Origin of the sequence: Sphingopyxis sp. (assembly GCF_050916055.1) — a bacterium.
Classification (GTDB): Bacteria; Pseudomonadota; Alphaproteobacteria; order Sphingomonadales; family Sphingomonadaceae; genus Sphingopyxis.
Window position 1 is genome coordinate 307,365 of the sequence record NZ_CP051527.1, and the last position, 22,568, is coordinate 329,932.

At 64.2% G+C, this 22,568-nt stretch carries 22 protein-coding genes; 10 read left to right on the forward strand and 12 right to left on the reverse strand.

Going from position 1 to position 22,568, the window contains the following annotated elements:
• Positions 1-86: 86 nt before the first annotated feature.
• Entirely contained in the window at positions 87-944 is an 858-nt protein-coding gene (locus tag HEQ22_RS01485; protein ID WP_432769436.1) for a fumarylacetoacetate hydrolase family protein, read from the forward strand.
• Here the strand turns inward: HEQ22_RS01485 and HEQ22_RS01490 are convergent.
• From HEQ22_RS01490 to HEQ22_RS01515, 6 genes are read right to left on the reverse strand one after another with little or no spacing between them, the layout of a single operon-like run.
• Positions 941-1,513, reverse strand: coding sequence for a TetR/AcrR family transcriptional regulator (locus tag HEQ22_RS01490; RefSeq protein WP_432769437.1), 573 nt, complete (start codon positions 1,511-1,513; stop codon positions 941-943). The two genes, HEQ22_RS01485 and HEQ22_RS01490, sit on opposite strands and share 4 nt — an antisense overlap.
• Positions 1,514-1,551: 38 nt before the next feature.
• The gene (locus HEQ22_RS01495) at positions 1,552-2,382 is read right to left on the reverse strand and encodes an alpha/beta fold hydrolase (RefSeq protein WP_432769438.1); all 831 of its coding nucleotides are present in this window, start codon (positions 2,380-2,382) and stop codon (positions 1,552-1,554) included.
• A 35-nt stretch (positions 2,383-2,417) separates the two neighbouring features.
• The gene (locus tag HEQ22_RS01500; protein WP_432769439.1) at positions 2,418-3,161 is read right to left on the reverse strand and encodes an SDR family NAD(P)-dependent oxidoreductase; all 744 of its coding nucleotides are present in this window, start codon (positions 3,159-3,161) and stop codon (positions 2,418-2,420) included.
• Positions 3,154-4,050, reverse strand: a complete 897-nt coding sequence (locus HEQ22_RS01505; RefSeq protein WP_432769440.1) for a VOC family protein — start codon at positions 4,048-4,050, stop codon at positions 3,154-3,156. Before HEQ22_RS01505 ends, HEQ22_RS01500 begins: the two co-directional genes overlap by 8 nt.
• A 9-nt stretch (positions 4,051-4,059) precedes the next feature.
• Positions 4,060-4,566 (reverse strand): aromatic-ring-hydroxylating dioxygenase subunit beta, encoded by a 507-nt coding sequence (locus HEQ22_RS01510; protein ID WP_432769441.1) that lies wholly within the window; start codon positions 4,564-4,566, stop codon positions 4,060-4,062.
• Positions 4,563-5,825, reverse strand: a complete 1,263-nt coding sequence (locus HEQ22_RS01515; protein ID WP_432769442.1) for an aromatic ring-hydroxylating oxygenase subunit alpha — start codon at positions 5,823-5,825, stop codon at positions 4,563-4,565. The genes HEQ22_RS01510 and HEQ22_RS01515 overlap by 4 nt, the downstream gene beginning before the upstream one ends.
• A gap of 108 nt (positions 5,826-5,933) precedes the next feature.
• On the opposite strand from HEQ22_RS01515, the gene HEQ22_RS01520 reads away from it, so the two are divergent.
• The 9 genes from HEQ22_RS01520 to HEQ22_RS01560 all read left to right on the forward strand — a co-directional run bounded on the left by HEQ22_RS01520 (position 5,934) and on the right by HEQ22_RS01560 (position 16,925).
• The gene (locus HEQ22_RS01520) at positions 5,934-6,716 is read left to right on the forward strand and encodes a 2-keto-4-pentenoate hydratase (protein ID WP_432769443.1); all 783 of its coding nucleotides are present in this window, start codon (positions 5,934-5,936) and stop codon (positions 6,714-6,716) included.
• Positions 6,713-7,654, forward strand: a complete 942-nt coding sequence (locus tag HEQ22_RS01525) for an acetaldehyde dehydrogenase (acetylating) (protein WP_432769444.1) — start codon at positions 6,713-6,715, stop codon at positions 7,652-7,654. Before HEQ22_RS01520 ends, HEQ22_RS01525 begins: the two co-directional genes overlap by 4 nt.
• A complete protein-coding gene (gene dmpG / locus HEQ22_RS01530) occupies positions 7,651-8,679 on the forward strand; it encodes a 4-hydroxy-2-oxovalerate aldolase (RefSeq protein WP_432769445.1) in 1,029 nt (342 codons plus the stop codon). Before HEQ22_RS01525 ends, dmpG begins: the two co-directional genes overlap by 4 nt.
• A complete protein-coding gene (locus HEQ22_RS01535) occupies positions 8,676-9,341 on the forward strand; it encodes a class II aldolase/adducin family protein (protein ID WP_432769446.1) in 666 nt (221 codons plus the stop codon). The genes dmpG and HEQ22_RS01535 overlap by 4 nt, the downstream gene beginning before the upstream one ends.
• The gene (locus tag HEQ22_RS01540) at positions 9,338-11,236 is read left to right on the forward strand and encodes an AMP-binding protein (protein WP_432769447.1); all 1,899 of its coding nucleotides are present in this window, start codon (positions 9,338-9,340) and stop codon (positions 11,234-11,236) included. The genes HEQ22_RS01535 and HEQ22_RS01540 overlap by 4 nt, the downstream gene beginning before the upstream one ends.
• A gap of 83 nt (positions 11,237-11,319) precedes the next feature.
• A complete protein-coding gene (locus HEQ22_RS01545) occupies positions 11,320-13,623 on the forward strand; it encodes a TonB-dependent receptor (RefSeq protein ID WP_432769448.1) in 2,304 nt (767 codons plus the stop codon).
• A 194-nt stretch (positions 13,624-13,817) separates the two neighbouring features.
• On the forward strand, positions 13,818-14,606 hold the full coding sequence (locus HEQ22_RS01550; RefSeq protein ID WP_432769449.1) for an enoyl-CoA hydratase/isomerase family protein: 789 nt from the start codon (positions 13,818-13,820) through the stop codon (positions 14,604-14,606).
• A 1-nt stretch (position 14,607) separates the two neighbouring features.
• Positions 14,608-16,167 carry an AMP-binding protein gene (locus HEQ22_RS01555; protein WP_432769450.1) on the forward strand — a complete coding sequence of 520 codons (1,560 nt, stop codon included), beginning with the start codon at positions 14,608-14,610 and terminating at the stop codon, positions 16,165-16,167.
• Complete coding sequence (locus HEQ22_RS01560) at positions 16,164-16,925, forward strand: enoyl-CoA hydratase (RefSeq protein ID WP_432769451.1); 762 nt, start codon at positions 16,164-16,166, stop codon at positions 16,923-16,925. The genes HEQ22_RS01555 and HEQ22_RS01560 overlap by 4 nt, the downstream gene beginning before the upstream one ends.
• 3 nt (positions 16,926-16,928) lie before the next feature.
• Here the strand turns inward: HEQ22_RS01560 and HEQ22_RS01565 are convergent, their stop codons facing one another.
• From HEQ22_RS01565 to HEQ22_RS01590, 6 genes are read right to left on the reverse strand one after another with little or no spacing between them, the layout of a single operon-like run.
• Positions 16,929-17,639 (reverse strand): SDR family oxidoreductase, encoded by a 711-nt coding sequence (locus HEQ22_RS01565; RefSeq protein ID WP_432769452.1) that lies wholly within the window; start codon positions 17,637-17,639, stop codon positions 16,929-16,931.
• A gap of 15 nt (positions 17,640-17,654) precedes the next feature.
• The gene (locus HEQ22_RS01570; RefSeq protein ID WP_432769453.1) at positions 17,655-18,650 is read right to left on the reverse strand and encodes an NADP-dependent oxidoreductase; all 996 of its coding nucleotides are present in this window, start codon (positions 18,648-18,650) and stop codon (positions 17,655-17,657) included.
• The gene (locus HEQ22_RS01575; RefSeq protein WP_432769454.1) at positions 18,647-19,594 is read right to left on the reverse strand and encodes an NAD(P)H-dependent flavin oxidoreductase; all 948 of its coding nucleotides are present in this window, start codon (positions 19,592-19,594) and stop codon (positions 18,647-18,649) included. The genes HEQ22_RS01570 and HEQ22_RS01575 overlap by 4 nt, the downstream gene beginning before the upstream one ends.
• On the reverse strand, positions 19,591-20,445 hold the full coding sequence (locus HEQ22_RS01580; RefSeq protein WP_432769455.1) for a MaoC/PaaZ C-terminal domain-containing protein: 855 nt from the start codon (positions 20,443-20,445) through the stop codon (positions 19,591-19,593). Before HEQ22_RS01580 ends, HEQ22_RS01575 begins: the two co-directional genes overlap by 4 nt.
• A 3-nt stretch (positions 20,446-20,448) precedes the next feature.
• On the reverse strand, positions 20,449-21,363 hold the full coding sequence (locus HEQ22_RS01585; protein ID WP_432769456.1) for an SDR family NAD(P)-dependent oxidoreductase: 915 nt from the start codon (positions 21,361-21,363) through the stop codon (positions 20,449-20,451).
• 11 nt (positions 21,364-21,374) lie between these two features.
• Positions 21,375-22,553, reverse strand: a complete 1,179-nt coding sequence (locus HEQ22_RS01590; protein WP_432769457.1) for an acyl-CoA dehydrogenase family protein — start codon at positions 22,551-22,553, stop codon at positions 21,375-21,377.
• Positions 22,554-22,568: the final 15 nt, after the last annotated feature.

Genomic DNA, 22,568 nt, shown 5'->3' on the forward strand with positions numbered 1-22,568 from the left:
CGACTTGAGGCTCGAAGCCTCTTTGATTGACATACCAAGTGCACGGTTTGTAAATAGCGTCGCAAGAATCAAGTGAAGAGGGCGGGATGAGGCTGGTACGGTTCGATGGTGGTGCTGGAGCGCGAGCGGGCGTGGTTCGCGGCGATACAGTGGTCGATCTCGAGCCGCTCGGCTTCCCCGATCTCTTGACGGTGGTGCGGGCAGGCGTGGGGGCGCTTGCCCGCATCACCGATTACGCGGCCTCGGCCGCGTCGGTGCCGCTGGCATCAGTGCGGCTTCTCGCGCCTATCGAGCGACCCGGAAAATATCTCGCGATCGGGATGAACTACCGCAAGCATGTCGAGGAGGGCGCCAAGCTCGGTATCGCCGAGCCGAAGAAGCAGCTCTGGTTCAACAAGCAAACGACCTCAATTGCCGGGCCCTTCGACGGCATCGTAAAGCCCGATGTATCGGACCAGGTCGATTATGAGGTCGAACTCGGCGTCGTCATAGGAGCGGCCGCCAAGCATGTGGCGTCGGCCGATGCGCACCGCCATATCTTCGGCTATTTCGTCGCCAACGACGTCTCGACGCGCGACTGGCAATTCCATTCGCAGACGATGACGATGGGAAAATCCTTCGACACGCATGGTCCGATCGGCCCATGGATCGTGACAGCCGACGAAATCGCCGACCCGCACGACCTGCCGATCCGCTGCTTGGTCAACGGGGACGAGCGCCAATCGTCGAACACCGGCATGATGCTGCATAATATCTATGAGCAGATCGAATATCTCTCGACGGCCTTCACGCTCGAACCCGGCGACCTCATCGCAACGGGTACACCCGAGGGCGTCGGCATCGCGAAGGATCCGCCCGTCTTCCTGAAGGTCGGCGATGTCGTGCGGTGCGAGATCGACGGCATTGGAACGATCGAGAATCCAGTGATCGCCGAGCCGCGCTAGGTTTTCTTCCGCGGCCAGGTGTCGCGAACCATTTTGCGCCATTTCTGCAGCGTCGGGTCGAGATAGGCATCGACATCGTCGAACAGCGTCCGGATCCCGAGGCCGGTCGTGAGCGCCGCGCTCATGCGAACGATCTCCTCGGCATCCGCCGTCGACCACCCATTCTCGGACAGGATACCGACCCAGCGGCGATAGACGCCGAGGCGGTAACGCGGCACAATCTCGCGGATGCCGCCCTTCAATTCGGGATCCTTTGACGCATTGATCGTGATGTCGAGCGAAACCCAGAAATCATCGTTGAAGAAATAGAGCCGGAAATCGTTCAGCATCAGGTCGATAGGGTCCTCGCCCCTGGCGAGGCCCGCCTCGATGATTTCCTCGGTCTTGGCCGATGCGCGCGCGAAGGCATATTCGATCGTCGCGAGCGTCAGGCCGTGCTTGGTCTCGAAATGGTGGAGGAGTGCGCCCTGGCTGACGCCCGCCTGCTCGGCGACCGCGGCCGTCCGCAGGCCCGAAAAGCCGCGCGCTGCGATCACTTCGAACGTTGCATGCGCAACGCGCTCGCGCATCTCCTCCGAGCGTTCGCCCTGCGAACGCCGCGGTCGTTTCACGCCGCCGTCAGGAACGGTATCACCACCTCGACGAACCGGTCCTTCTTCTCGATCTGTGTCCAATGTCCGCATTCCCCAAACACATGCAGCTCCGAATGGGGCAGCAATGCCGAGAAACGATAGGCCACGTCAACGGGAACGATCACATCCTCGCGCCCATGGACGATGAGCGCCGGCGCCTGGATGCCCCGAATATCATCCTCGGGGGTCGCCAGCCGATCGAGCTTCGCCTGCCGCGGCTCGGGAAAGAGGCGCGAGAAGGCCTCGTGCGAGCCGGGACGAATGCTCGCATTGTGACGCGAGAGCACGATCGCGTCGGTGACGAGGCCCGGATTATAGGCGAAGGTTTCCATGAGCTTGCGCATGTTTGCCTCGGACGGCTCATAGCCCCAGACGTCGAGCAGGCCCTCCGACATCTCGAACTGGAGCCCAGCCGCGCCCATTAGTGCGAAGCGGCGGACGCGCTCCGGGTGACGCGCCGCGACCGCGAGGCTCAGCGCGCCGCCATAGCTGTTGCCGATGAAGGAGGCTTGGCTGATGCCGAGTGCATCGAGAAATCCGATAATGTGGTCGACCCAGAAATCGAGGGTGAAGTCGGTCACATCCTCGGGCACTTCGGTATAGCCGAAGCCGACCATGTCGGGCGCGAACACGTGGAAATGCTCGGCTAGCGCCGGGATGACGCCGTTCCAGTTGGCAAAGGCGGTGACGCCCGGGCCCGAACCGTGGATGAGGACGAGCACGGGCAGCGCCGGGTCGCCGGCCTCGATAAAATTGGTGCGGATGCTGTTCGCGACGATGGATTGGCCTATTTCGGGGTTGGTCATGGTCTTCCTTGTCCCTGGGTTGGAGCGCGATCGCACTAGAGCATCGTCGTGCCGCCGTTGACGCTGACGACCTGGCCGGTGACGAAGCCAGCCTCGTCGCGCGCCAGATAGGCGACCATGCTTGCGACTTCTTCTTCGGTGCCGGCGCGTCCCACGGGGATCACGCCCACCACCTTTGCGATGAGCTCCGGGTTGCTCTTCTCGATCTCGAGATATTGCGGGGTCACGATCGCGCAGGGCGCGACGGTGTTCACGGTGATGCCGTCCTGCGCGAATTCGCGGGCGAGGCCGGTGGTCATGCCGTGCACGCCCCCCTTGGCGGCATTATAGCCCGCATGATCGAACAGGCCGTTGCGAACGCTGTCGGCGCCGATGTTGATCACGCGGCCCCAGCCCGCGACCTTCATGTGCGGCAGGACGTGCCAACTGCACCAGATCGCGGTCCAGAGATTGCGGTCGATCGTCGCGCGAAGCGTCTCGGGCGTATGGTCAAGGAAGGGGCGGAGGATGCCGCCGCCCGCATTATTCACCAGGATCGCGGGCGCGCCGAGCGTCTCGGCCGTCCTGGCTATGAGGTCGCCTGCCGTCTTCTCGTCGGCGAGATCGCCCCAGAAGGCCGCGCCCGTCTCGCCTGCCGCTTCGCGCGCCGCATTCTCGTCGAGATCGGCGAACATGACGCGGGCGCCGTCAGCCTCGAGGCGCCGCGCGATCGCAAGGCCGATGCCGCGTCCGGCGCCGGTGACGATTGCGACCCGGCCATGATGGTGTGTCTCACGCATGGGAAAGGATCGCGCCGCCCTTGCCGAAGCGCGGGTCGGGAAGGCTGCCCCAGGTGTCTAGCACCTCGGGTTTCGCTTCGAGTGCGCGCGGTGGCCGGGCATCCTCTTCCTCGAACTCTTCCATGCCGAAGCTATATTCAGTGGTCATTCCGTCGGGATCGAGGAAATAGAGGAAGATGCTGCCCGATGGCTCGTGCCGGCCGGGACCGAAGACGATCGGCACCTCGGCTTTCTTCATCCGGTTGATCGCCCGGCCAACGTCATCGATGTCCGAGACCATGAAATTGACGTGATTATAGCCGTCGGACGGGCCGGTCAGGATTGCGAAACTGTGATGGTAGCGATTGGGGAAGGCGCGCAGGAAAGCGATCTTGCCCGGCACATGATCCGAAATCAGGAAGTTGAGCTTGCCGACCAGCGAGGATTCCACGGTAGCGAAATCGGCCACGTTGAGCACGACATGGCCGAGGCGCGCGATCGCGGTGTGGCCGGCCTCGAAGTCGCCTTGCAACTCGGGATCGACATGGAATTCGAAATGGAGGCCGCAGCCCGGCTCGCGGAAGCGGAGTGCTGCCCCGACCTTGAGCTCGGCCGCTTCTTCAGCGGAGAGCCACTCCGGGCCGAAACCTTCGTCGTCGAGATAGGTGAAGGCGCGGTCGAGATCGGCCTGGCTTTCGAGCTCGAAGGCGGCGCGTGCGAGGCCCGGCGTGTCGCCCTCGCGGATGACGAGATTTTGCGGCAGCTCGCTGCAGCGCAGATAAGCCGTATCGCCCGTCTGCCGATCGACCGTGAGGCCGACAAGGTCGCGGTAAAAGCCGAGCGACTGGTCGAGGTCCGACACGTCGAGTGCGACATAGGACAGGCGCCGGTAGCGGAAAGGTGCGGTCATATCGTCGTCCTAAAGCAAGATGCTGATGCGCGCGTGTGGCCGCAACGCGTCCATATCGAGCACGCATTTCTTCTCGGCGATGCGAAGCACGCCGTCGATTTCGAGAAGCTGATAGGCATAATGGCCGACGAAGATGTCGGTGTTGCCGTCCTTCGAGCGCCAGACAGCGAAAGAGGCCGTCGCCTCGATTGCCCCGTTCCGCGCCAATGCCCGGACATTGCTGACGAGATGGCGCGTCTTCGAGCGCGGGAATTCGCTGTGCGCGCCCTTTTTCTCGAGGCGCACAACGCGTTCGTGGATGCGGGTACGGTCGTCGAAGATGTAGAAGAGCGACTTGCTCGGGTCGGCGAAGTCGCCGTCGACGTCGGTCGGGGGCACCAGGTAACTCGCCTCGTCGGCGAAGAGCGCCTCCCATTCATTCAATTGCCACCGGTCGAGCAGATCGGCCTCGTGAAACAGGAAGCTTTGCACCCGGTGCTGGAGGAGCATCGCGTCGATCTCGGCCTCGCGGGTCATGCGCGATGCTCCTGGATGCGGCGATCCCACTCGTTCCAGAAGCAGCGCATCTGGAGTTCGTCGTCATAGGCCGAGCCGCCTTCGCGGAGCATGCCACGCGAGATGTCATTATATTGCGCTTCGCGCGCCGCCTGGTAGCCGACCTGGCATTTCTCGATCGCCTCGACATCGTCGGGGGTCGCAAAGCCGCCGGGTCCGAGAAACTCGGTGAAGTTGAAGAGGCGGAACTTGCGCAGCCACTCCGACTCCTCGGCAGGGGCCAGCGCCCAGGCATTGACCTCCATATAATCGGGCGCGGTCGGCCAGAAGGTGCGGACCGTGATCGCCATTACGTCGTTGATGACGAGATTGGGGAAGATGATCATGTTGCGGCTTTGCTTGGCGATCCGCTCGGCGCGTTCCTGGCCGAGACGGGTGGTCAGATCCTGCTGGATCGCCTCGATCTCGCGCTTGCCTTCCTCGCCCCACAGCGGAATCCAGTTGGCGATTGGCCGGCCCCATGGCGCGAAATACTCGATCACGGCATGGCCGTTGCCAAGGTCGTGGCCGAAACCGGCGAGACGGGTGTCGTGCGTCGAGCCATTGGCGTTCTTCAGATATTCGAGATAGGTCGAGTGGGTGCTCGCAGCGTGATATCCATCGACGCTATTCTCGGCGAGCAGCTTCCAGTTGCCGCGGATCGAATATTCCTGCGTGCCGCCCACGATCGTCATCCCCTTGGACGATTGCTCGGAGACGAGTTTCAAATAATCGCCGGCGCCCGCGAGATAAGTCGCCAGATCCTCGCCGTCCGCGGCGAAGCTCACGAAGAAAAAGTCGCCGAAGCGATCGAAGCGCGGAGCATGGCTGAGCTGCTTGCCCGGATCGTCCTTGTAGTCGGCGGGATAACCGGCATGGCCTGGCACAACCATCAGCCGCCCCGTGTTGGCGAACACCCAGCCATGATACATGCACTGGAAGGCGGGCGCGGATCCCTTGCGCTCGCGGCAGACGACCGCACCGCGATGGGGGCAGACGTTGATCAGCGCGTGATATTTGTCCTCCTTGTCGCGGGTGAAGAGCATCGGCCGCCCTGCGACCTTACGTGTCACATAGTCGCCGGGGTTCGGGAGCTCGGACGCATGGCCGAGATAGAGCCAGCATTTGTCGAAGATGGCGCGGCACTCGCGCTCGAACACTGATTGATCGACGAAGGCTCGGCGCGGAACGCGGTAGATTCCGCGCGTTTCATCCACGACCGGTCGCAGGCTCTGATCCATTCCTCTTCCCTTTCGAGCTCTAGGCTCTTTACAAACCGTGCACTTGGTATGTAACATGAGTCGCAATTAGTCAATCGGTGAACAAACACCGCAACGGGAAGAGGGACGATGCCCAGCTATCAAGACATCGCCACACGGCTGCGCGACGCTTATGCAGGCGGCGCTATTCCGCCGCTCCGCGATGCGCTGGAGCCGACCGATGCCGACGGCGCCTACGCCGTACAGACGATCAACACGCGCTTCTGGGAAGGCGAGGGGCGGCGAATCGTCGGACGCAAGGCCGGGCTGACCGCGAAGGCGGTGCAGACGCAGCTCGGCGTCGACCAGCCCGACTTCGGGGTATTGTTCGAGGATATGCGCGTGTCCGATGGCGGCACGCTCGATCCGGCAAAAACTCTTCAGCCGAAAGCCGAAGCCGAAATTGCGTTCGTCCTCGGCGCAGACCTCCCTGAACCCGACACCACGGTCGACCAAGTCGCAGCCGCCGTGGCGAGTGTTCATGCCGCGATCGAGATCGTCGACAGCCGCATCGCTGACTGGAAAATCACTTTTGCCGATACGGTGGCGGACAATGGCTCGTCGGCCTTCTTCGTGCTGGCGGAAAATGGCCTGCCGCTCGCCGGGCTCGATCTTGAAGGCGCAGCGATGGAGATGGACGTGGGTGGCAAGACCGCCTCGACCGGTGCGGGCGCAGCAGCGCTTGGTAACCCGCTCAACGCTGCCGCCTGGCTCGCGCAGACATTGGCCCGAAGGGGCGAGCCGCTGAAGGCGGGCGACATCCTGCTTGCCGGCGCGCTGGGGCCAATGGTTGCTTTGACGCCCGGCGATCATGTCCAGGCACGCATCGCCGGCATCGGCGAATGCAGCTTCACCTACGGACCCGGCGCATGACCAAGGTCAAAGTCGCGATCATCGGATCGGGCAACATCGGGACCGACTTGATGATCAAGGTGATGCGACTTTCCGAGACACTGGAGATGGGCGCTTTTGTCGGCATCGACCCAGAGTCCGATGGGCTGAAGCGCGCCGAACGGCTGGGCGTGCCGATCACGGCAGGGGGTCTTGATGGTCTGATCGGCTTGCCCGGCTTCGCTGACATCGCGATTGTCTTCGACGCGACCTCGGCGGGCGCGCACAAGCGCCACAGCGAAGTGTTGATCGGGCACGGCAAGCGCGTCATCGACCTGACCCCGGCGGCAATCGGTCCCTACACGATCCCGCCGGTCAACGGCGACGCGAACCTCGATGCGCCCAACCTCAACATGGTGACCTGCGGCGGGCAAGCGACGATCCCGATCGTTGCGGCGGTGAACCGCGTCGCGAAGGTGCATTATGGTGAGATCGTCGCCTCGATCGCGTCGAAGAGTGCTGGCCCTGGCACACGCGCCAACATCGACGAGTTCACCGAGACGACGAGCGAAGCGATCGTGGCGGTCGGCGGCGCGACCCGCGGCAAGGCGATCATCGTACTCAACCCCGCCGAACCGCCGCTGGTCATGCGCGACACCGTTTATTGCCTTTGCGACGACGCCGATCGCGACGCGATCACCAAGAGTATCGAGGCGATGGTCGCCGAAGTGCACACCTATGTTCCCGGCTACCGCCTCAAGCAGGCGGTCCAGTTCGAAAGCATCGGCAGCAATGCGCCGCTGCGCATTCCCGAAATGGGCGGCAGCTTCACCGGTCTGAAGGTCAGCGTCTTCCTCGAGGTCGAGGGGGCGGCGCACTATCTGCCCGCCTATGCCGGCAACCTCGACATCATGACGTCGGCGGCGCTCAAGACCGCCGAGAAGATCGCGCTCCGTATGAACCAGGGAGTCGCCGCATGACCTTCGATGCGACCACTCAAAAGCTTTACATTCAGGACGTCACGCTGCGCGACGGCATGCACGCGATCCGCCACCAGTATGGCCTCGATCATGTGCAGACGATCGCGAGGGCGCTCGACCGCGCGAAGGTCGATGCGATCGAGGTCGCGCATGGCGACGGACTGCAGGGGTCGAGCTTCAACTATGGCTTTGGCGCTCACACCGACTGGGAGTGGATCGGCGCGGTAGCGGAGGTGCTCGAGCACAGCGTCCTGACGACGCTGCTGCTCCCCGGCATCGGGACCGTTCATGATTTAAAGCGTGCTTATGACCTCGGTGTGCGGTCGGTTCGCATCGCGACGCATTGCACCGAAGCCGACGTCTCGAAGCAGCATATCGAGGCGGCGCGGGGCCTTGGCATGGATGTCTCGGGCTTCCTTATGATGAGCCATATGTCGGCGCCCGATGCGCTGGCGCAGCAGGCGCTGCTCATGGAAAGCTATGGCGCGCATTGCGTCTACGTCACCGACAGCGGCGGCGCGATGACGATGGATCAATATGCCGCGCGGCTTGCGGCTTACGACCGCGTCCTGAAGCCCGAGACACAGCGCGGTGTTCATGCGCATCACAACCTCAGCCTTGGCGTCGCGAACAGCATCGTCGCGGTGCAGAATGGCGCGATCCGGGTCGATGCCAGCCTCGCGGGAATGGGCGCGGGGGCGGGCAACGCGCCGCTCGAAGTGTTTATCGCCGCCGCCGACGTGCACGGCTGGAACCATGGCTGCGACCTCTACGCGCTGATGGACGCCGCCGAGGATCTGGTGCGGCCGCTGCAGGACCGCCCGGTGCGCGTCGATCGCGAGACGCTGACCCTGGGTTATGCCGGGGTCTACTCCAGCTTCCTGCGCCACGCAGAGAAGGCCGCGGCCGATCATGGACTCGACACACGCGCGATCCTCGTCGAACTTGGCCGCCGCAAAATGGTCGGCGGACAGGAAGACATGATCGTCGATGTCGCGCTCGATATGCTGCGCGCCGGCAAATGACCGTGCCGGCTGCCATCGAGGAACAGGTTCGGCTCGCCGCCCGGGCTCTTGCTTCGGCGGGTCTCGTCCATGCCTTCGGCCATTGCAGCGCGCGGCTCGACGCGACGAGTTTCCTCGTCTGTGCGCCGCTTCCTATGGGGCGTATCGCCGACGAACCCGGGACGGCCGTGCCGCTCGACGGAGCGCTTCCGGACGGCGTCCTCGGCGAAGTCCGCATTCACCGCGAAATCTATCGCCGGCGTCCCGAGGTCGGCGGCATTTGCCGTATCATGCCGCCCGCCGTCATGGCGCTTTCGGCCGCCGGTATCGTGCCCGCCCCGCGGCACGGCATTGGCGCCTATTTCAAGTCGATTCCGCTCTGGAACGATCCGCGCCTGCTCCGCGACGACGCCGCGGCCGCGGGTCTCGCCGACCTGCTCGGCGATGCGCCTGCACTCGTGATGCGCGGCAATGGCGCCGTCGTCGTCGGCGAAGGCCTGCCGCAAGCGGTGACGCTCGCTTGGTTTCTCGAAGACGCGGCGCGCGTCGAGCAGAGCGTCCGCGCCATGGGTCTCGACGTCGAAGCAGCACGGCTTTCGCCCGAGGAAATCGATGCGCGGCAGATATGGTCGGGCGGCGTGGTCGAGCGGATGTGGCGGTATCTCACGGGAGAGATGCTATGAGCTATTCCTCGATCTATGCGGCGAGCGTCGCCGATCCCGCGGCTTTCTGGATGCAGGCGGCCCGGCTAGTCGATTGGGAGCAGGCGCCCACGCGCGCCGGAGACGCACAGCCCGACGGCATCTGGACCTGGTTTCCGGACGGCCGCCTCAACACTTGCCACAATGCCGTCGACCGCCATGTCGCGGCCGGTCGCGGCGACCGCATCGCGCTGATCCACGACAGCGCGATGACGGGCTGCGTGACGCGTTACACCTATGCCGAGCTCCAGCGCGAAGTCGCGCGCGTGGCCGGCATGGTCCGAGCGCAGGGCGTCGAACTCGGCGACCGCGTGATCATCTACATGCCGATGGTGCCCGAGGCGGTGTTCGCGATGCTGGCCTGCGCGCGGATCGGCGCGGTCCATTCGGTTGTGTTCGGTGGCTTCGCATCGCACGAGCTCGCGAAGCGGATCGACGACGCGGAGCCCAAGCTGGTGTTGACCGCCTCCTGCGGCCTCGAACCCGGTCGGATCGTCGCCTACAAGCCGCTGCTCGATGCCGCGATCGGGCTGGCCGAGCATAAGGTTGCGCGCACGGTGGTCCTGCAGCGACCTGAGCTCACCGCTTCGCTCGAAGCAGGGCGCGATCTCGACTGGACCGAGGCCTGCGGATCCGCCGAACTCGCGGATTGCGTGGCGGTGCCCTCCGACCATCCGCTCTATATCCTCTACACGTCGGGAACGACGGGCATCGCCAAGGGCGTCGTCCACGACAATGGCGGCCACGCTGTCGCAATGGCTTGGTCGGTGCCGAATATCTACGGTGTCGGCCGCGACGAAGTCTTCTGGGCGGGATCCGACATCGGCTGGGCCGTCGGGCACAGCTATATTGTCTACGGCCCGCTCATCCATGGCTGCACGAGCGTTATGTACGAAGGAAAGCCGGTCGGAACCCCCGATGCCGGCGCCTTCTGGCGCGTCATTCGCGATCACCAAGTCGATGTCTTCTTCACCGCGCCGACCGCGATCCGCGCGGTAAAGCGCGAGGATCCCGAGGGCCGCCTCCTCGCCGAGAAGGGGATAGGCCGCCTTCGCGCGCTTTATCTTGCCGGCGAGCGCGCCGATCCCGACACGCTGGGCTGGGCCGAGGCGATGCTGGGCCTTCCGGTCATCGACCATTGGTGGCAGACCGAGCTCGGCTGGCCGGCGCTTGGCACCTGCATCGGACTTGGCGACACCCGCACGCGGCATGGCAGCGCCGGGCGCCCCATTCCCGGCTACAGTTTCGCGATACTCGATGACGAGGACAAGGAACTCGCGGTCGGCGAGATCGGCGACATCGTTCTTCGCCTTCCGCTGCCGCCGGGCTGCTTTCCAACGCTCTGGCAGCGCCACGCGCATTTCCAGGACGCCTATCTCAGCCAGCATCGCGGCTTCTACACGACCGGTGACGCCGGAATGATCGACGAGGATGGCTTCGTCCATGTCATGAGCCGCATCGACGACATTATCAATGTCGCGGGACACAGGCTGTCGACCGGTGCGATCGAGCAGATCGTCGCTGCGCATCCGTCTGTTGCCGAATGCGCGGTCGTCGGCGCTAACGATGCGATCAAGGGAATGATTCCCGTGGGCTTTATTGTCCTCAAGGCCGGCGTCATGTCTCCGGACCGCGATGTGTCACGCGAGGTGGTAGCGCGCGTACGCGATGAGCTCGGGCCGGTCGCCGCTTTCAAGTCGGTGCATGTCGTGAAGGCGCTTCCAAAGACCAGATCGGGCAAGACATTGCGGGCGACAATCCGGTCGATCGCCAACGGCGAGTCCGTGTCCGTCCCGGCCACAATCGAGGATCCTGCGGCTCTTGATCATATTTACAAATCGGTGGCGGATACTTCCAATGTGGAAGGATTTCCTTGACACAGAAAACATAAACCGGTTTACATAGATTTGAAAATCAGTGCCGACAGCGACAGACTGCGGCCAACTTGGGAGGGTTGAAAATGCAAGCGACGACACTCAAAATCCTTTTGTCGGGAGCGGCCATATTGGCGCCGCCGCACGCCGTCATGGCGCAGGACACAGCGGCGCCCGAAGCGCCTGCCGCGCAGGCCGAAACCTATCCGGGCGAAATCCTGGTCACCGCGCAGCGGCGCGAAGAGCGCGTTCAGGACATTCCTGTCGCGATCACGGCATTTGGCGGCCAGCAGGTCGAAAAGCTCGGAATCATGAGCCTTGAGAACCTCGCGCCGCGCGTACCATCCTTCTATTTCGGCAGCTTCGGCGCAGCGCGCCCGCAGCTTTATATCCGCGGTATCGGAACCCGGTCCTTCGATCCGGGCTCGGAAAGCTCGGTCGGCGTGTTCATCGACGACGTCTATGCTGGCCGCGCCTCGGGCTCGTTCGGCTCGCTTCGCGATATCGAGCGCATCGAAGTTTTGCGCGGTCCGCAGGGCACGCTCTACGGCCGCAACACGATCGCCGGTGCGATAAACGTGATTACCAAAGGCCCCACCGATCATTTCACAGGCGAGGCGGAAGCGGGCATCAGCAACCGCGATGGCTACAGCCTGTTTGGTGCCGTCGGCGGTCCGATTGCGGGCGACAAGCTGATGTTCCGCGTTGCCGGCTGGAAGGCCGAGCGCGATGGCTATCAGACGAACCTCACCAACGGTAACAAGTTCCAGGGCATCGACAATTGGGGCGGCCGCGCGCGCCTCAAATTTGCGCCAACCGACGTTTTCACCGTCGATCTGACCGCCGAACTCTCGCGCGATGGCGATAAGGCGGCCTTTGCCGGCTTCAATCGCGGCAGCGGCCCGGCGCGTTCGCTCGCTGGCGTTACCACACCACCCAATCCCTTCGCGGTCTTCCTTGGACGCCCGGGCCGGACGCCGATCGCCTACAGCGGCGGCAACGACGGCTATTGGTCGTTCGACCCCTATCTCGATCGCAAGACCGAGAGCTATATCGGGCGTGTCGAATATGATGCCGGATTTGCGACAATCACGTCGATTAGCGCATTGAAGAAGCTGCGCATCGCCGACGGCCGCGATCTCGAAGGTTCGTCGCTCGATGTGATCAACCAGCTTAGCAACGAGCGCTCGAAGCAATTCACCCAGGAAATCCGTATCACGTCGGATCCGAACGGCGGCGCATCGTTCGACGGGGCCCTCGACTGGATCATCGGGGCCTTCTACTATCGCGATCGCAGTGCGCGGCGTGACGAGTTCCGCCTCGGCAACGACAGCGTCGTGGCGCTGCTCAGCGGCGGGCCGCAGGTCAGCACCGCGATCTCGGATTATGAGATCGACAGCTATGCGCTGTTCGGACAGGCGACGATCCATCTCGGCGAGAAATTCGAGGTGACGCTCGGTGGCCGCTACACGCGCGACGAAAAGCGCGCGGTGCAGCAGGGGCTCAACACGCGTCCGGGCGTTCCGCTCGTCGCGGCTCCCTTCTCGGTCGACAACAGCGCAACCTATGAGAGTTTCGACCCGCGCGTCGTCGCAACATACAAGTTCAGCCCCGATGCCAGCATCTATGCGAGCTTCTCGACCGGCTTCAAGAGCGGCGGCTTCCAATATGTGCCCTTCTCGGCGGCGCAGGCGAATGTCCTGTTCCAGCCCGAGGACATCACGACCTATGAAGTCGGCTTCAAGTCCGAGTGGCTCGATCGCCGGCTCCGTTTCAACGTCGCCGCATTCCACTATGATTATAAAGATCTGCAGGTCTCGCGCATCGTCGACCTTGGCGGCGGTGCTGCCGCTAGCCTGATCAGCAACGCCGCCGCGTCGAAGATTTACGGCGCCGACGTCGAGCTCATGCTGCGCCCGAGCGACAATTTCGACGTCAGCGTGACCTATGGCTATCTCGACGCAAAGTATGATTCCTATTTTACCAACGCGGCGAGCGTTCCGCCAACGGCTGCGACGAATTTTTCCGACCGGCCCTTGGTGCGTGCCCCTAAGCACAGCATCAACGTCGGCGGCGAATGGCGAATCCCGACCGGCGACGACAGCGGCCTGACGCTGCGCGCGGACTATGCCTTGCTCGCCAAATTCTACCATGAGCCGGGCGAGGCGGATGCCATCTATGGCGGCGCGGTCAGCTTGTCGAAGGAGCCGTCCTATGGCCTGCTCGACCTTCGCGCAGCCTATGAGATCGGCGACTTCCGTGTCACCGCCTATGTGACCAATGTGACGAAGAAAGATTACCGCCGCACGGTTCTGGCGCTCGGCTCGACGCTGAGCGACTTTCCCGGCGAACCGCGGACCTACGGCCTCAAGGTCGGTTATCGCTTCTGATCTCCTCCGGCCGTCCTGCTAGGGCTAGCAGGCGGCGGACTTGGGGGCCGGATGGTGTCGGCAACGCGGCGCCTTCTGGCCCCCTTTTTGCGTGTATTGATGACATAATATCCCACTGCAAGGTTCGCCCCGCTTGACGCTGCGGCGCTATCTAGTAAACATACTTACAAAATGGGTTGTCATGGGAGAGTGGCATGGCGTTCGAGCGCTTGACGCTTAAAGTCGAAGACGGGTTGGCACGTCTCGAATTCAACAATGCGGTGCGGGGAAACCCGATCGACGAGCAATTCTGCGCGGAAACCTGCGAGGCCGCGACCCGGTTGTCGGTCGATCCAGCGGTCCGCTGCGTGTTGATAACAGCCCTGGGCGACGCCTTCGGCTATGGCGGCGATATCACGAGCTTTGTCGACGATCTCGATTCATTGCCCGCGAACATCAAACGTTGGACCACCACCCTCCATAGTGGCATTGCGCGGCTCCAGCGCATGGACGCGCCTGTCGTCGCGGCGGTGCACGGCGTTTGTGCAGGTGGCATGTCGGCGTTCGTGGCCGGCGCGGACATATTGATCGCGGCAGAGGATGCAAAGTTCGTTGCGGCCTATCCCGGCATCGGCTTCTCCTGCGATGCGGGATCGTCCATCATGTACGCACGCCGCATGGGCGCTGCGCGCGCCCGCCGCTTCCTGCTTCTCAACGAGAGCCTTGGAGCCGAAGCCGCTCTCGCCTGCGGGCTGGTCGACGAGGTGCACTCGAACGACGCTTTCCGTTCGCGCGCCGAAGAGGTGGCACGGCAACTTGCCGCAGGGCCGACCAAAGCCTTCGGCGAGATCCGCCGGCTGATGCTCTCGGTCTTCGACCAGCCGCTCGAAACCCAGCTCGAACTCGAAGCGCAGGCGCTCAGCCGAAGCTCGGGAACACGCGATGCCGCGGGCGCGATTCTGGCGTTCACCGAGCGGCGCCGGCCCGAATTCGAGGGGATGTGACATGTGGCTCTTTCCGGAAATCCGTAGTCTTGGCCAATATCCCGAATATTGGGCACGGTACGACCCGAGCCGTGCCGCACTCCGCACCGCCACACGTATCGTCGACTTTACCGAGTTCGACCGCGCCTGCGCGCGCGTTGCCAATTATCTCTCGGACGGCATCGCACGCCCCGGCGAGCTGGTCGGCTTCATGGGGAAGAACAGCTTCGACTTCTATTTCGCCCTGTTCGGATGCGCGCGCACCCGCGCCGGGCTGGTCATCTTCAACTGGCGCCTGGCGCCCGCCGAGCTTGCTGCGCAGATCGCCGACAGTGAAGTGCGCCATGCCATCGTCGAGCGCGAGCAGGCGGACCTATGGGAGGCAGCCTGCGCCCATCTGAGCACACCGCCGCAGGTGATCTGGATCGACGAGCACGAAACGCTGGAAAAGCGCGTCGCCGCCTGTTCGGACAAGCCTGTCGCGGAGCGCCCGCACCTCGAGGACACGGCATTCCAGCTCTATACATCGGGCACCACGGGCAATGCGAAGGGCGTGATGCTGTCGCATGGCGGCACCAACATGATGCGTCTGTCGGAGCATCTCGAGCCGGCTTACAAATGGGAGGCCGGGGACAGTTTCGTCAACGGCCTGCCCAATTTTCACCTGCTCCACATCGGAATCATGCTTCAGTGCCTCTACAATGGTGTCGCGATCGACATCGTTCGGCAGTTCGACCCCGCCGCGATGCTTGGCACAATCGACCGGATGAAGCCCACGCTTCTGACGCTGACGCCGACGATGCTCCAGATGCTGCTCGACCATCCCGACGCGGCCAAGACTGATTTTTCCTCGATCCGGCTCACACTCTATGCGGGCTCGCCGATCAGCCTTGGCCTCATCAAGCGCGCGATCGCGACAATGCCCGGTGAATTCATGCAATTCTACGGGTCGACCGAGGCGGGCGGCGCAACGTCCATTCTCAGGCCCGACGAGCACGACCTCGAGCATGAGGACAAGCTCAAGAGCTGCGGCCGCCCCTTGCCGCTGATCGAGTTTCGCATCGTCGATGGCGAAGGGATCGAGGTGCCGGATGGCGAGCCAGGCGAGCTCCTCATCCGTCAGCCCTCGATCACGACCGGCTATTGGCGCCAGCCGGACTTGACCCAACAGGTCATCGAGAACGGATGGTATCGGTCGGGCGACATAGCCCGGCGTGACGAGGAGGGGCTCTATTATATCGTCGACCGCGCGAAGGACATGATCGTCTCGGGCGGCGAGAATATCTACTCGGCCGAGATCGAAAATGTCCTGTCGACGCATCCCGCCGTCGCCGGCGTCGCGGTCATCGGGGTGCCCGATGCGCGCTGGGGCGAATGCGTCAAGGCGATCGTCATCGTTCGCGAAGGACATGCGGCCGATGAAGAGGGGCTGGTTGCCCACTGCCGCGGCCTGCTCGCTGGCTACAAGGTTCCCAAAAGCGTCGATTTCGTCGAAGCTTTCCCGCTGGTGCCGTCGGGCAAGGTCTCGAAGAAGGACTTGCGGGCGCCATATTGGGGAGGACAGCAAAGGAGCGTCGCATGACCGACGACCCGCTGCTCGTCGAACGGCTTGGCCACGTCGCGCTGCTGACCTTCAACCGGCCCGAAAAGCTCAATGCGCTGTCGAGCCCGGTCCGCCGCGCATTCCTCGCTATATTGTCGCTGGTTTCCGACGACGATGACGTTCGCGTCGTTGTCTTGACCGGAGCGGGTCGCGCCTTTTCGGCAGGTCTCGATCTCGCAGAGATCGCTGCCTCCGGAGCCAGCGTGGAGGACAATGTCGCGGGCGAAAATATGGTCGATGCCATCACGGCCTTTCCGAAGCCGATTATCGGCGCAATCAATGGACTGGCGGTTACCGGCGGGTTCGAGATCGCGTTGGCGCTCGACATTTTGCTCGTCGCGGAAGGCGCGTCCTTTACCGACAGCCATGTTCGGGTGGGCATCACGCCGGGATGGGGGCTGTCACAGCGGCTTTCGCGCGCCGTCGGCCTGTCGCGCGCGAACGAACTCTCGCTTTCCGGCCGACCACTTCCGGCCGACGAGGCGGTGGCATGGGGTCTGGCGAACCGGGTCTACGCTGCCGATGAGCTCCTCCCGGCGGCGCTCGAGCTTGCGCAGCAGATTGCCGAACATGAGCCGGGGGGCGTCGTGGAGATGAAGCGCCTCATCGCCGAAGGTTTCAGGACCAGTCTGGCCGATGCGCTGTGCATGGAAAATGCTGCCGCGCGCGCGGCCAATGTCGATGTCGGAGCGGGGGCCGTCGCGTCTGGCTTTGCTCGCGCCCGTGCACGCGACTGAACGTCAGGCAAAAAGCCGGCCGCCGTCGACGACAGCAACCTGGCCGGTCGTAAAGCCTGCGCGCATGAAATAGAGATAGGCTTCGGCAGCTTCGGCCGCCGCGCCCATCCGAGGCAGCGGCTGCGCTTTGGTCATGGCGGCTTGTGCGTCTTCTGGCACCTTGGCCCACATCTCTGTGGCAATCAGGCCCGGCGTAACCGCATTCACCCGGATCGGTGCCAGATCGACCGCGAGGCCACGCGCGAGATGCTCGACGGCGCCGGCGACTGCGGTCGACATCGTCGAACCCTTCGCCGGTCGGTGCGCGTAGAGCCCGGCGGTGAGCGTGATCGAGGCCGCAGGAGCGAGGTGGGGAAGCGCATATTTCACAGCGAGCAGCGGCCCCCAGAAGCGTGCGCCCATGGCAACCTGCGCGGCGGCGAGGTCGAAATCGGGGCCGATCGCGAGTCCGCGCGGGAGGCGGTCCCCGGCGGTATGGACGAGATGGTCGATCGGGCCTGTGCCGCGGAAAAAGGCTTCGAGGCTCGCCTCGTCTGTCGTATCGACGACCGCCCCGCTAGCGCTCGCCCCGAGCCGCAACGCCGCGGCCTCGATCTTGTCGGCGTTCGTCGATCCGATCCGAACGGTCGCGCCCGCAGCGATGGCCGCCTCGGCAACGGCGAAGCCGATCCCCGAGCTTCCGCCGAGAATGACGATGTGACGGCCTTCGAGCATCTCGCGCGTCCTCTCTTAGAGCTGGATAATCCGCTTGCCCTTGTTCTCACCGCGATAAAGACCGGCGAGCGCATCGGGGCATGCCTCGATACCCGAGAGGATATCTTCTTCATAGGCGAGCTTGCCGCTGCGCACCCACTCGGCTAGCTGCGCGACGCTGGCTTCATAGTGGTCCATATGATCGAAGATCACGAACCCCTGCATGCGCGCGCGTTTGACGAGGAGGTGCCGTTCGACGCGCGGACCCTGGGGCCAGGGATCCCATTGTTCGATGGCGGCAGTGCCGCAGACGACGACCCGGGCGCGAAGCGCGAGATGCGCCATCACCGCGTCGCTGATCGCTCCCGCGGTGTTGTCGAAAAATATGTCGATGTCCTCTGGACAGGCCCGGCCGAGCGCAGCGCGCAGGTCTCCCGCTTTATAGTCGATCGCGGCATCATAGCCGAAACGATCGAGGCACAGCCGGACCTTGTCGGGGCCGCCCGCAATGCCGACCGTGCGGCATCCAAGCAGCTTGCCGATCTGGCCGACCGCCGACCCGACTGCGCCCGCCGCGGTTGAAACGAGCAGGGTTTCGCCGGGCTTCGGCTCGCCGATGCCGGTGAGGGCGAGATGCGCGGTGACGCCGTTGATCCCCAATATGCCGAGGCTCAGCGACAGCGGAAGGTCGGTCTCGGAGATCTTGCGCACGACTGCCGCGCCGACCGCGACGGCCTCTTCCTGCCAGCCGAACCAGCCCGTCACCGCGTCGCCAGTCGCATAGTCCGGGTGGCGCGTCTCGGTCACGATCCCGGCGGTGAGCGCGCGCATCACCGAGCCGATCGCGACGGGCTCGGCATAATTGCCCTTGTCGGCGATCCATCCGCGCATCGCAGGCTCGACCGACAGATATTGATTTCGAACCCGGATCTCGCCGTCGCCAAGCGGCTGGTGCGGCGCTTCGACGATCTCGAAATTCTTCGCCTGGGCGATGCCGGTCGGACGGCAGACGAGAAGGCACTGACGGTTCATTGGACAAGCCCCATAGCGCTGCGCGCGGCCGCATAGTCGGCTGCGAGCCAGTCGATCCACTCTCCAGCAGGTCCAGCAGCCTTCACGGCGCCGATTCCCTGGCCTGCGCTCCAGATATCGCGCCACGCCTTGCTGTTCGCACCGCCATCGTTGATGTTGATCGCGCCACCGCTGGTCGCGGGAACCAGATTGTCGGGATCGAGGCCATTCTCGATGAGCGAAGGGCGCAGGAAGCTTGCCTTCACCCCGGTAAAGCAACTCGTGACGAGCACATCCTTGGCGCTTCCCTCGACGAGCATCGTCTTGAATCCCGGCTGGGTGTTTGCCTCGCTCGAGGCGAGGAAGGGCGAGCCGATATAGGCGAAGTCGGCGCCCATCGCTTCGGCCGCGAGGATGCCGCGGCCATTGGCGATGCAGCCCGCGAGCAGCAGCAGGCCGTCCCACCATTCGCGTATCTCGCCGACGAGCGCGAAGGGCGACTGGTCGCCGGTATGGCCGCCGGCGCCAGCGGCGACGGCGATGATCCCGTCGACCCCCATTTCGGCGCATTTCTGGGCGTGCCGGTTGCGGACCACATCCTGAAAGACGAGGCTGCCGTTCGCCTGCAGCTCACGCACCAGGCCGGGGTCGGCCGCGAGCGCCAGCACGACGACCGGAACCTTGTGCTTGAGGACGACCTCGAGATCGGGGGCAAGTCGTTCGTTGCTCTTGTGCGCGACGAGATTGACGCACCAGGGCAGCGATCCGACGCTTGCTGCGATCCGCGACAGATCCTTGTCGAGCGCCTCGGTGCTCCGCGGGTTGAGCGCAGGCATCGCGCCGATGATCCCCGCCTGACACTGCGCGATGACAAGCTCCGCCGTCGAGGCGATGAACATCGGCCCCGCCATGACCGGAAGGCGGAGGCCGGCCTTTAGCCGGGCGGCGAGGGTGGGATCGGTCATTCGCCGCTCCGCCAGGCGATCCGGCCTTCATCGAGGACGAGGCGATCGCCGACATGGGCCTGGAAGGCGGCGCCATCTGGGTCCGGCCAGATGCTGAAAGCGAGGGTGTCGCCGGGCAGGACGATTCCCGAGAATCGGCAGGAGAGGGCGCTCATGTCGGCGGGATTGCGTTCGAGTGCGCGCGAGACGGTCGCGCCTGCGACGCCATAGCTGCCAAGGCCGTGCATGATCGGGCGATCGAAGCCCGCCGACCGGGCAAAGCCCGGGTCGATATGAAGCGGGTTCCAGTCGCCTGACAGGCGGTAGATGAGCGCGGCGCGCGGCGACAATGCGGCGCTGGCGTGCGTCTCGGGATCGGACCCGGGGATAACGGATGTGCTGGCGGGAGGCGTCGGGCCTCCAAAACCGCCGTTTCCGCGCAGCAACAGCGTCTGGCGGAGCGTGCAGTAGAGACCGCCATCCGCCGCGTCGGCGATCTGGCGCTCGAGTTCGAGCACTGCGCCGCGACCCTCGCCGCGGTCGGTGAGGCTGATGACCTTGGCGCTCCCGACGACGTCTGCCGATGCCGGGAGCAGCGCGTGATACTCGGCGGCCTGCGCGCTGTGGACGAGGCGGCGGAAATCGACGCCGAAGGCGGCATCGCGAATCCACATGCCGGGCGAGCATAAAGTGACCGCGAAGCTCGGGAGAACCGAGAGGCGTGTCTCGTCGAGGAACGCGAGGTCGCTTTCGTCGAGCGGGTCGCGGCCGAGGCCCAGGCCGAGCGCGTAGAGGATCGCATCGCGCGGCGCATAACTTTGCCGCGCTTCGCCGAAATCATGCGCGAGGATGCGATCGGGCTGGAACGCCATGGCTCAGACCGGTTCCCAGGTGAAGACGTCGGCCGACCGGTGGAGCGGATAGAAATCATTCTCGAACTGGTCGAACACCCGATCGGCGATCGTCTCGGGGGTCCAGCCCTCGGCGGTGTGGGCGGTGCGGATCGGGCGCGGCTGCGAAAAGAGGAAGATCTCGTTGTTGCGCACCGCGAAGATCTGGCCGGATACTTTGGCGCCTTCATCGCTCGCCAGCGCGACCACGAAGGGCGCGATCTTGTCGGCGTCGAGCTTCTTCAGCCCGTCGACGCGCTTTTGCTGTTCGGGGGTGTCGGTCGGGATCGAATCGATCATGCGCGTCCAGGCAAAAGGCGCGATCGCGTTCGAGCGCACGCCGAAACGCTGCATGTCGAGCGCGATCGATTTGGATAGGCCGACGATGCCGAGCTTGGCGGCCGCATAATTGGCCTGGCCGAAATTGCCGATGAGGCCGCTGGTAGAGGTCATATGGACATAGGCGCCCGAGCCCTGCTCCTTGAAGAAGGGCGCGGCGGCGCGGCTCGTGTTGAAGCTGCCCTTGAGGTGAACAGCTATCACCGCATCGAAATCGTCGGGCCCCATTTTGTGGAAATAGACGTCGCGAAGGTTTCCGGCATTGTTCACCACCGCATCGATGCGACCGAAGCCGTCGACCGCGGCCTTCACCATCGCGCAGGCGCCGTCCCAGTCGGCGACGCTGTCATGATTGGCGACCGCCTTGCCGCCCGCCGCGACGATCTCGGCCGCGACCTGCTCGGCGGGCGAGCCTTCGTCGCCCCCCTCGCCGGTGAGCGAGACGCCAAGATCGTTGACCACCACCGCGGCGCCGGCCTTCGCCATCTCGAGCGCGATGCCGCGGCCGACGCCGCGTCCCGCGCCGGTCACCAGCACGGCTTTTCCGTCCATCATTCCCATGTGTTACGTCCTCAATAGCTTTTGGGGAGATCGAGCACCTTTTCGGCGATGAAGCTCATGATCAGCTGCTCGGTGATCGGGGCGAGGCGGGTCAGCGCGCTTTCGCGGTAGAGCCGCTCGACATGATATTCCTTGGCATAGCCGAAGCCGCCATGCGTCGCGACTGCCTGCCAGGCCGCATCATGGCACGCACGCGCCGCGAGGAACTTGGCGCTGTTCGCCTCGGCGCCGCAGGGAAGGCCGCTGTCGTAGAGCCGCGCAGCCTTCTCGACCATCAGCCACGCCGATTCCAGATACATCCATTTTTCGGCGAGCGGATGCTGGATGCCCTGGTTTTGGCCGATTGGCCGGTCGAACACGATGCGCTCCTTGGCATATTGGGTCGCGCGCCGCAGCGCGTCGCGACCGATGCCGATCGCCTCGGCGCCGATCAGCACGCGCTCGGGATTGAGGCTGTGGAGGATGTAGGAGAAGCCCTTGCCTTCCTCGCCGATCCGGTCCTCTTCGGGAATGAACAGCCCGTCGATGAAGATCGCGTTCGAATCCACCGCCTTGCGGCCCATCTTGGGGATGAGATGGACGTCGATCTTGCTGCGATCGAGGTCGGTGTAGAAGATGGTGATGCCGTCGGTTGGCTTGGCGCAATCCTCGAACTTGGTCGTGCGCGTGAGCAGCATGATCTTGTTCGCGACCTGCGCCGTCGAGGTCCAAACCTTCTGCCCGTTGACAAGATAGCCGCCCGGCACCTTCTCGGCGAAGGTCTTGATCCGCGTCGTGTTGAGCCCAGCGTCGGGCTCGGTGAAGCCGAAGCAGCACTGGTCCTCGCCGGCAACGAGCCTGGGGACCCAGCGTGCCTTCTGCTCGGGCGTGCCCTTCACGACGATCGGATGCGGACCGAAGAGATTGATATGGATCGTCGAGGCGGCTGCAAAACCGCCGCCGCACGCCGCGACCTCGTTCATCATCGTCATCGCCTCGGTGACCCCGAGGCCCGAGCCGCCATATTCCTCGGGCATGGTGATGCCGAGCCAGCCGCCGTCGGCCATCGCGCGGTGAAAATCCTTCGGGAATTCGCCTGTATTGTCGCGGTCGAGCCAATATTCATCGTCGAACGGCGCGCAGACGGCGCGAACGCCCTCGCGGATCGCGTCGAGATCCTCTTCGGTCGGAAGTGAGCGGGTGGCGGTCATAACCTCTCTCCGTGG

Bases quoted from the DNA above. Each gene is read 5' to 3' on its own strand.
- HEQ22_RS01485 (WP_432769436.1), top strand. From the start codon at position 87: ATGAGGCTGGTACGGTTCGATGGTGGTGCTGGAGCGCGAGCGGGCGTG.
- HEQ22_RS01490 (WP_432769437.1), bottom strand. From the start codon at position 1,513: ATGCGCGAGCGCGTTGCGCATGCAACGTTCGAAGTGATCGCAGCGCGC.
- HEQ22_RS01495 (WP_432769438.1), bottom strand. From the start codon at position 2,382: ATGACCAACCCCGAAATAGGCCAATCCATCGTCGCGAACAGCATCCGC.
- HEQ22_RS01500 (WP_432769439.1), bottom strand. From the start codon at position 3,161: ATGCGTGAGACACACCATCATGGCCGGGTCGCAATCGTCACCGGCGCC.
- HEQ22_RS01505 (WP_432769440.1), bottom strand. From the start codon at position 4,050: ATGACCGCACCTTTCCGCTACCGGCGCCTGTCCTATGTCGCACTCGAC.
- HEQ22_RS01510 (WP_432769441.1), bottom strand. From the start codon at position 4,566: ATGACCCGCGAGGCCGAGATCGACGCGATGCTCCTCCAGCACCGGGTG.
- HEQ22_RS01515 (WP_432769442.1), bottom strand. From the start codon at position 5,825: ATGGATCAGAGCCTGCGACCGGTCGTGGATGAAACGCGCGGAATCTAC.
- HEQ22_RS01520 (WP_432769443.1), top strand. From the start codon at position 5,934: ATGCCCAGCTATCAAGACATCGCCACACGGCTGCGCGACGCTTATGCA.
- HEQ22_RS01525 (WP_432769444.1), top strand. From the start codon at position 6,713: ATGACCAAGGTCAAAGTCGCGATCATCGGATCGGGCAACATCGGGACC.
- dmpG (WP_432769445.1), top strand. From the start codon at position 7,651: ATGACCTTCGATGCGACCACTCAAAAGCTTTACATTCAGGACGTCACG.
- HEQ22_RS01535 (WP_432769446.1), top strand. From the start codon at position 8,676: ATGACCGTGCCGGCTGCCATCGAGGAACAGGTTCGGCTCGCCGCCCGG.
- HEQ22_RS01540 (WP_432769447.1), top strand. From the start codon at position 9,338: ATGAGCTATTCCTCGATCTATGCGGCGAGCGTCGCCGATCCCGCGGCT.
- HEQ22_RS01545 (WP_432769448.1), top strand. From the start codon at position 11,320: ATGCAAGCGACGACACTCAAAATCCTTTTGTCGGGAGCGGCCATATTG.
- HEQ22_RS01550 (WP_432769449.1), top strand. From the start codon at position 13,818: ATGGCGTTCGAGCGCTTGACGCTTAAAGTCGAAGACGGGTTGGCACGT.
- HEQ22_RS01555 (WP_432769450.1), top strand. From the start codon at position 14,608: ATGTGGCTCTTTCCGGAAATCCGTAGTCTTGGCCAATATCCCGAATAT.
- HEQ22_RS01560 (WP_432769451.1), top strand. From the start codon at position 16,164: ATGACCGACGACCCGCTGCTCGTCGAACGGCTTGGCCACGTCGCGCTG.
- HEQ22_RS01565 (WP_432769452.1), bottom strand. From the start codon at position 17,639: ATGCTCGAAGGCCGTCACATCGTCATTCTCGGCGGAAGCTCGGGGATC.
- HEQ22_RS01570 (WP_432769453.1), bottom strand. From the start codon at position 18,650: ATGAACCGTCAGTGCCTTCTCGTCTGCCGTCCGACCGGCATCGCCCAG.
- HEQ22_RS01575 (WP_432769454.1), bottom strand. From the start codon at position 19,594: ATGACCGATCCCACCCTCGCCGCCCGGCTAAAGGCCGGCCTCCGCCTT.
- HEQ22_RS01580 (WP_432769455.1), bottom strand. From the start codon at position 20,445: ATGGCGTTCCAGCCCGATCGCATCCTCGCGCATGATTTCGGCGAAGCG.
- HEQ22_RS01585 (WP_432769456.1), bottom strand. From the start codon at position 21,363: ATGGGAATGATGGACGGAAAAGCCGTGCTGGTGACCGGCGCGGGACGC.
- HEQ22_RS01590 (WP_432769457.1), bottom strand. From the start codon at position 22,553: ATGACCGCCACCCGCTCACTTCCGACCGAAGAGGATCTCGACGCGATC.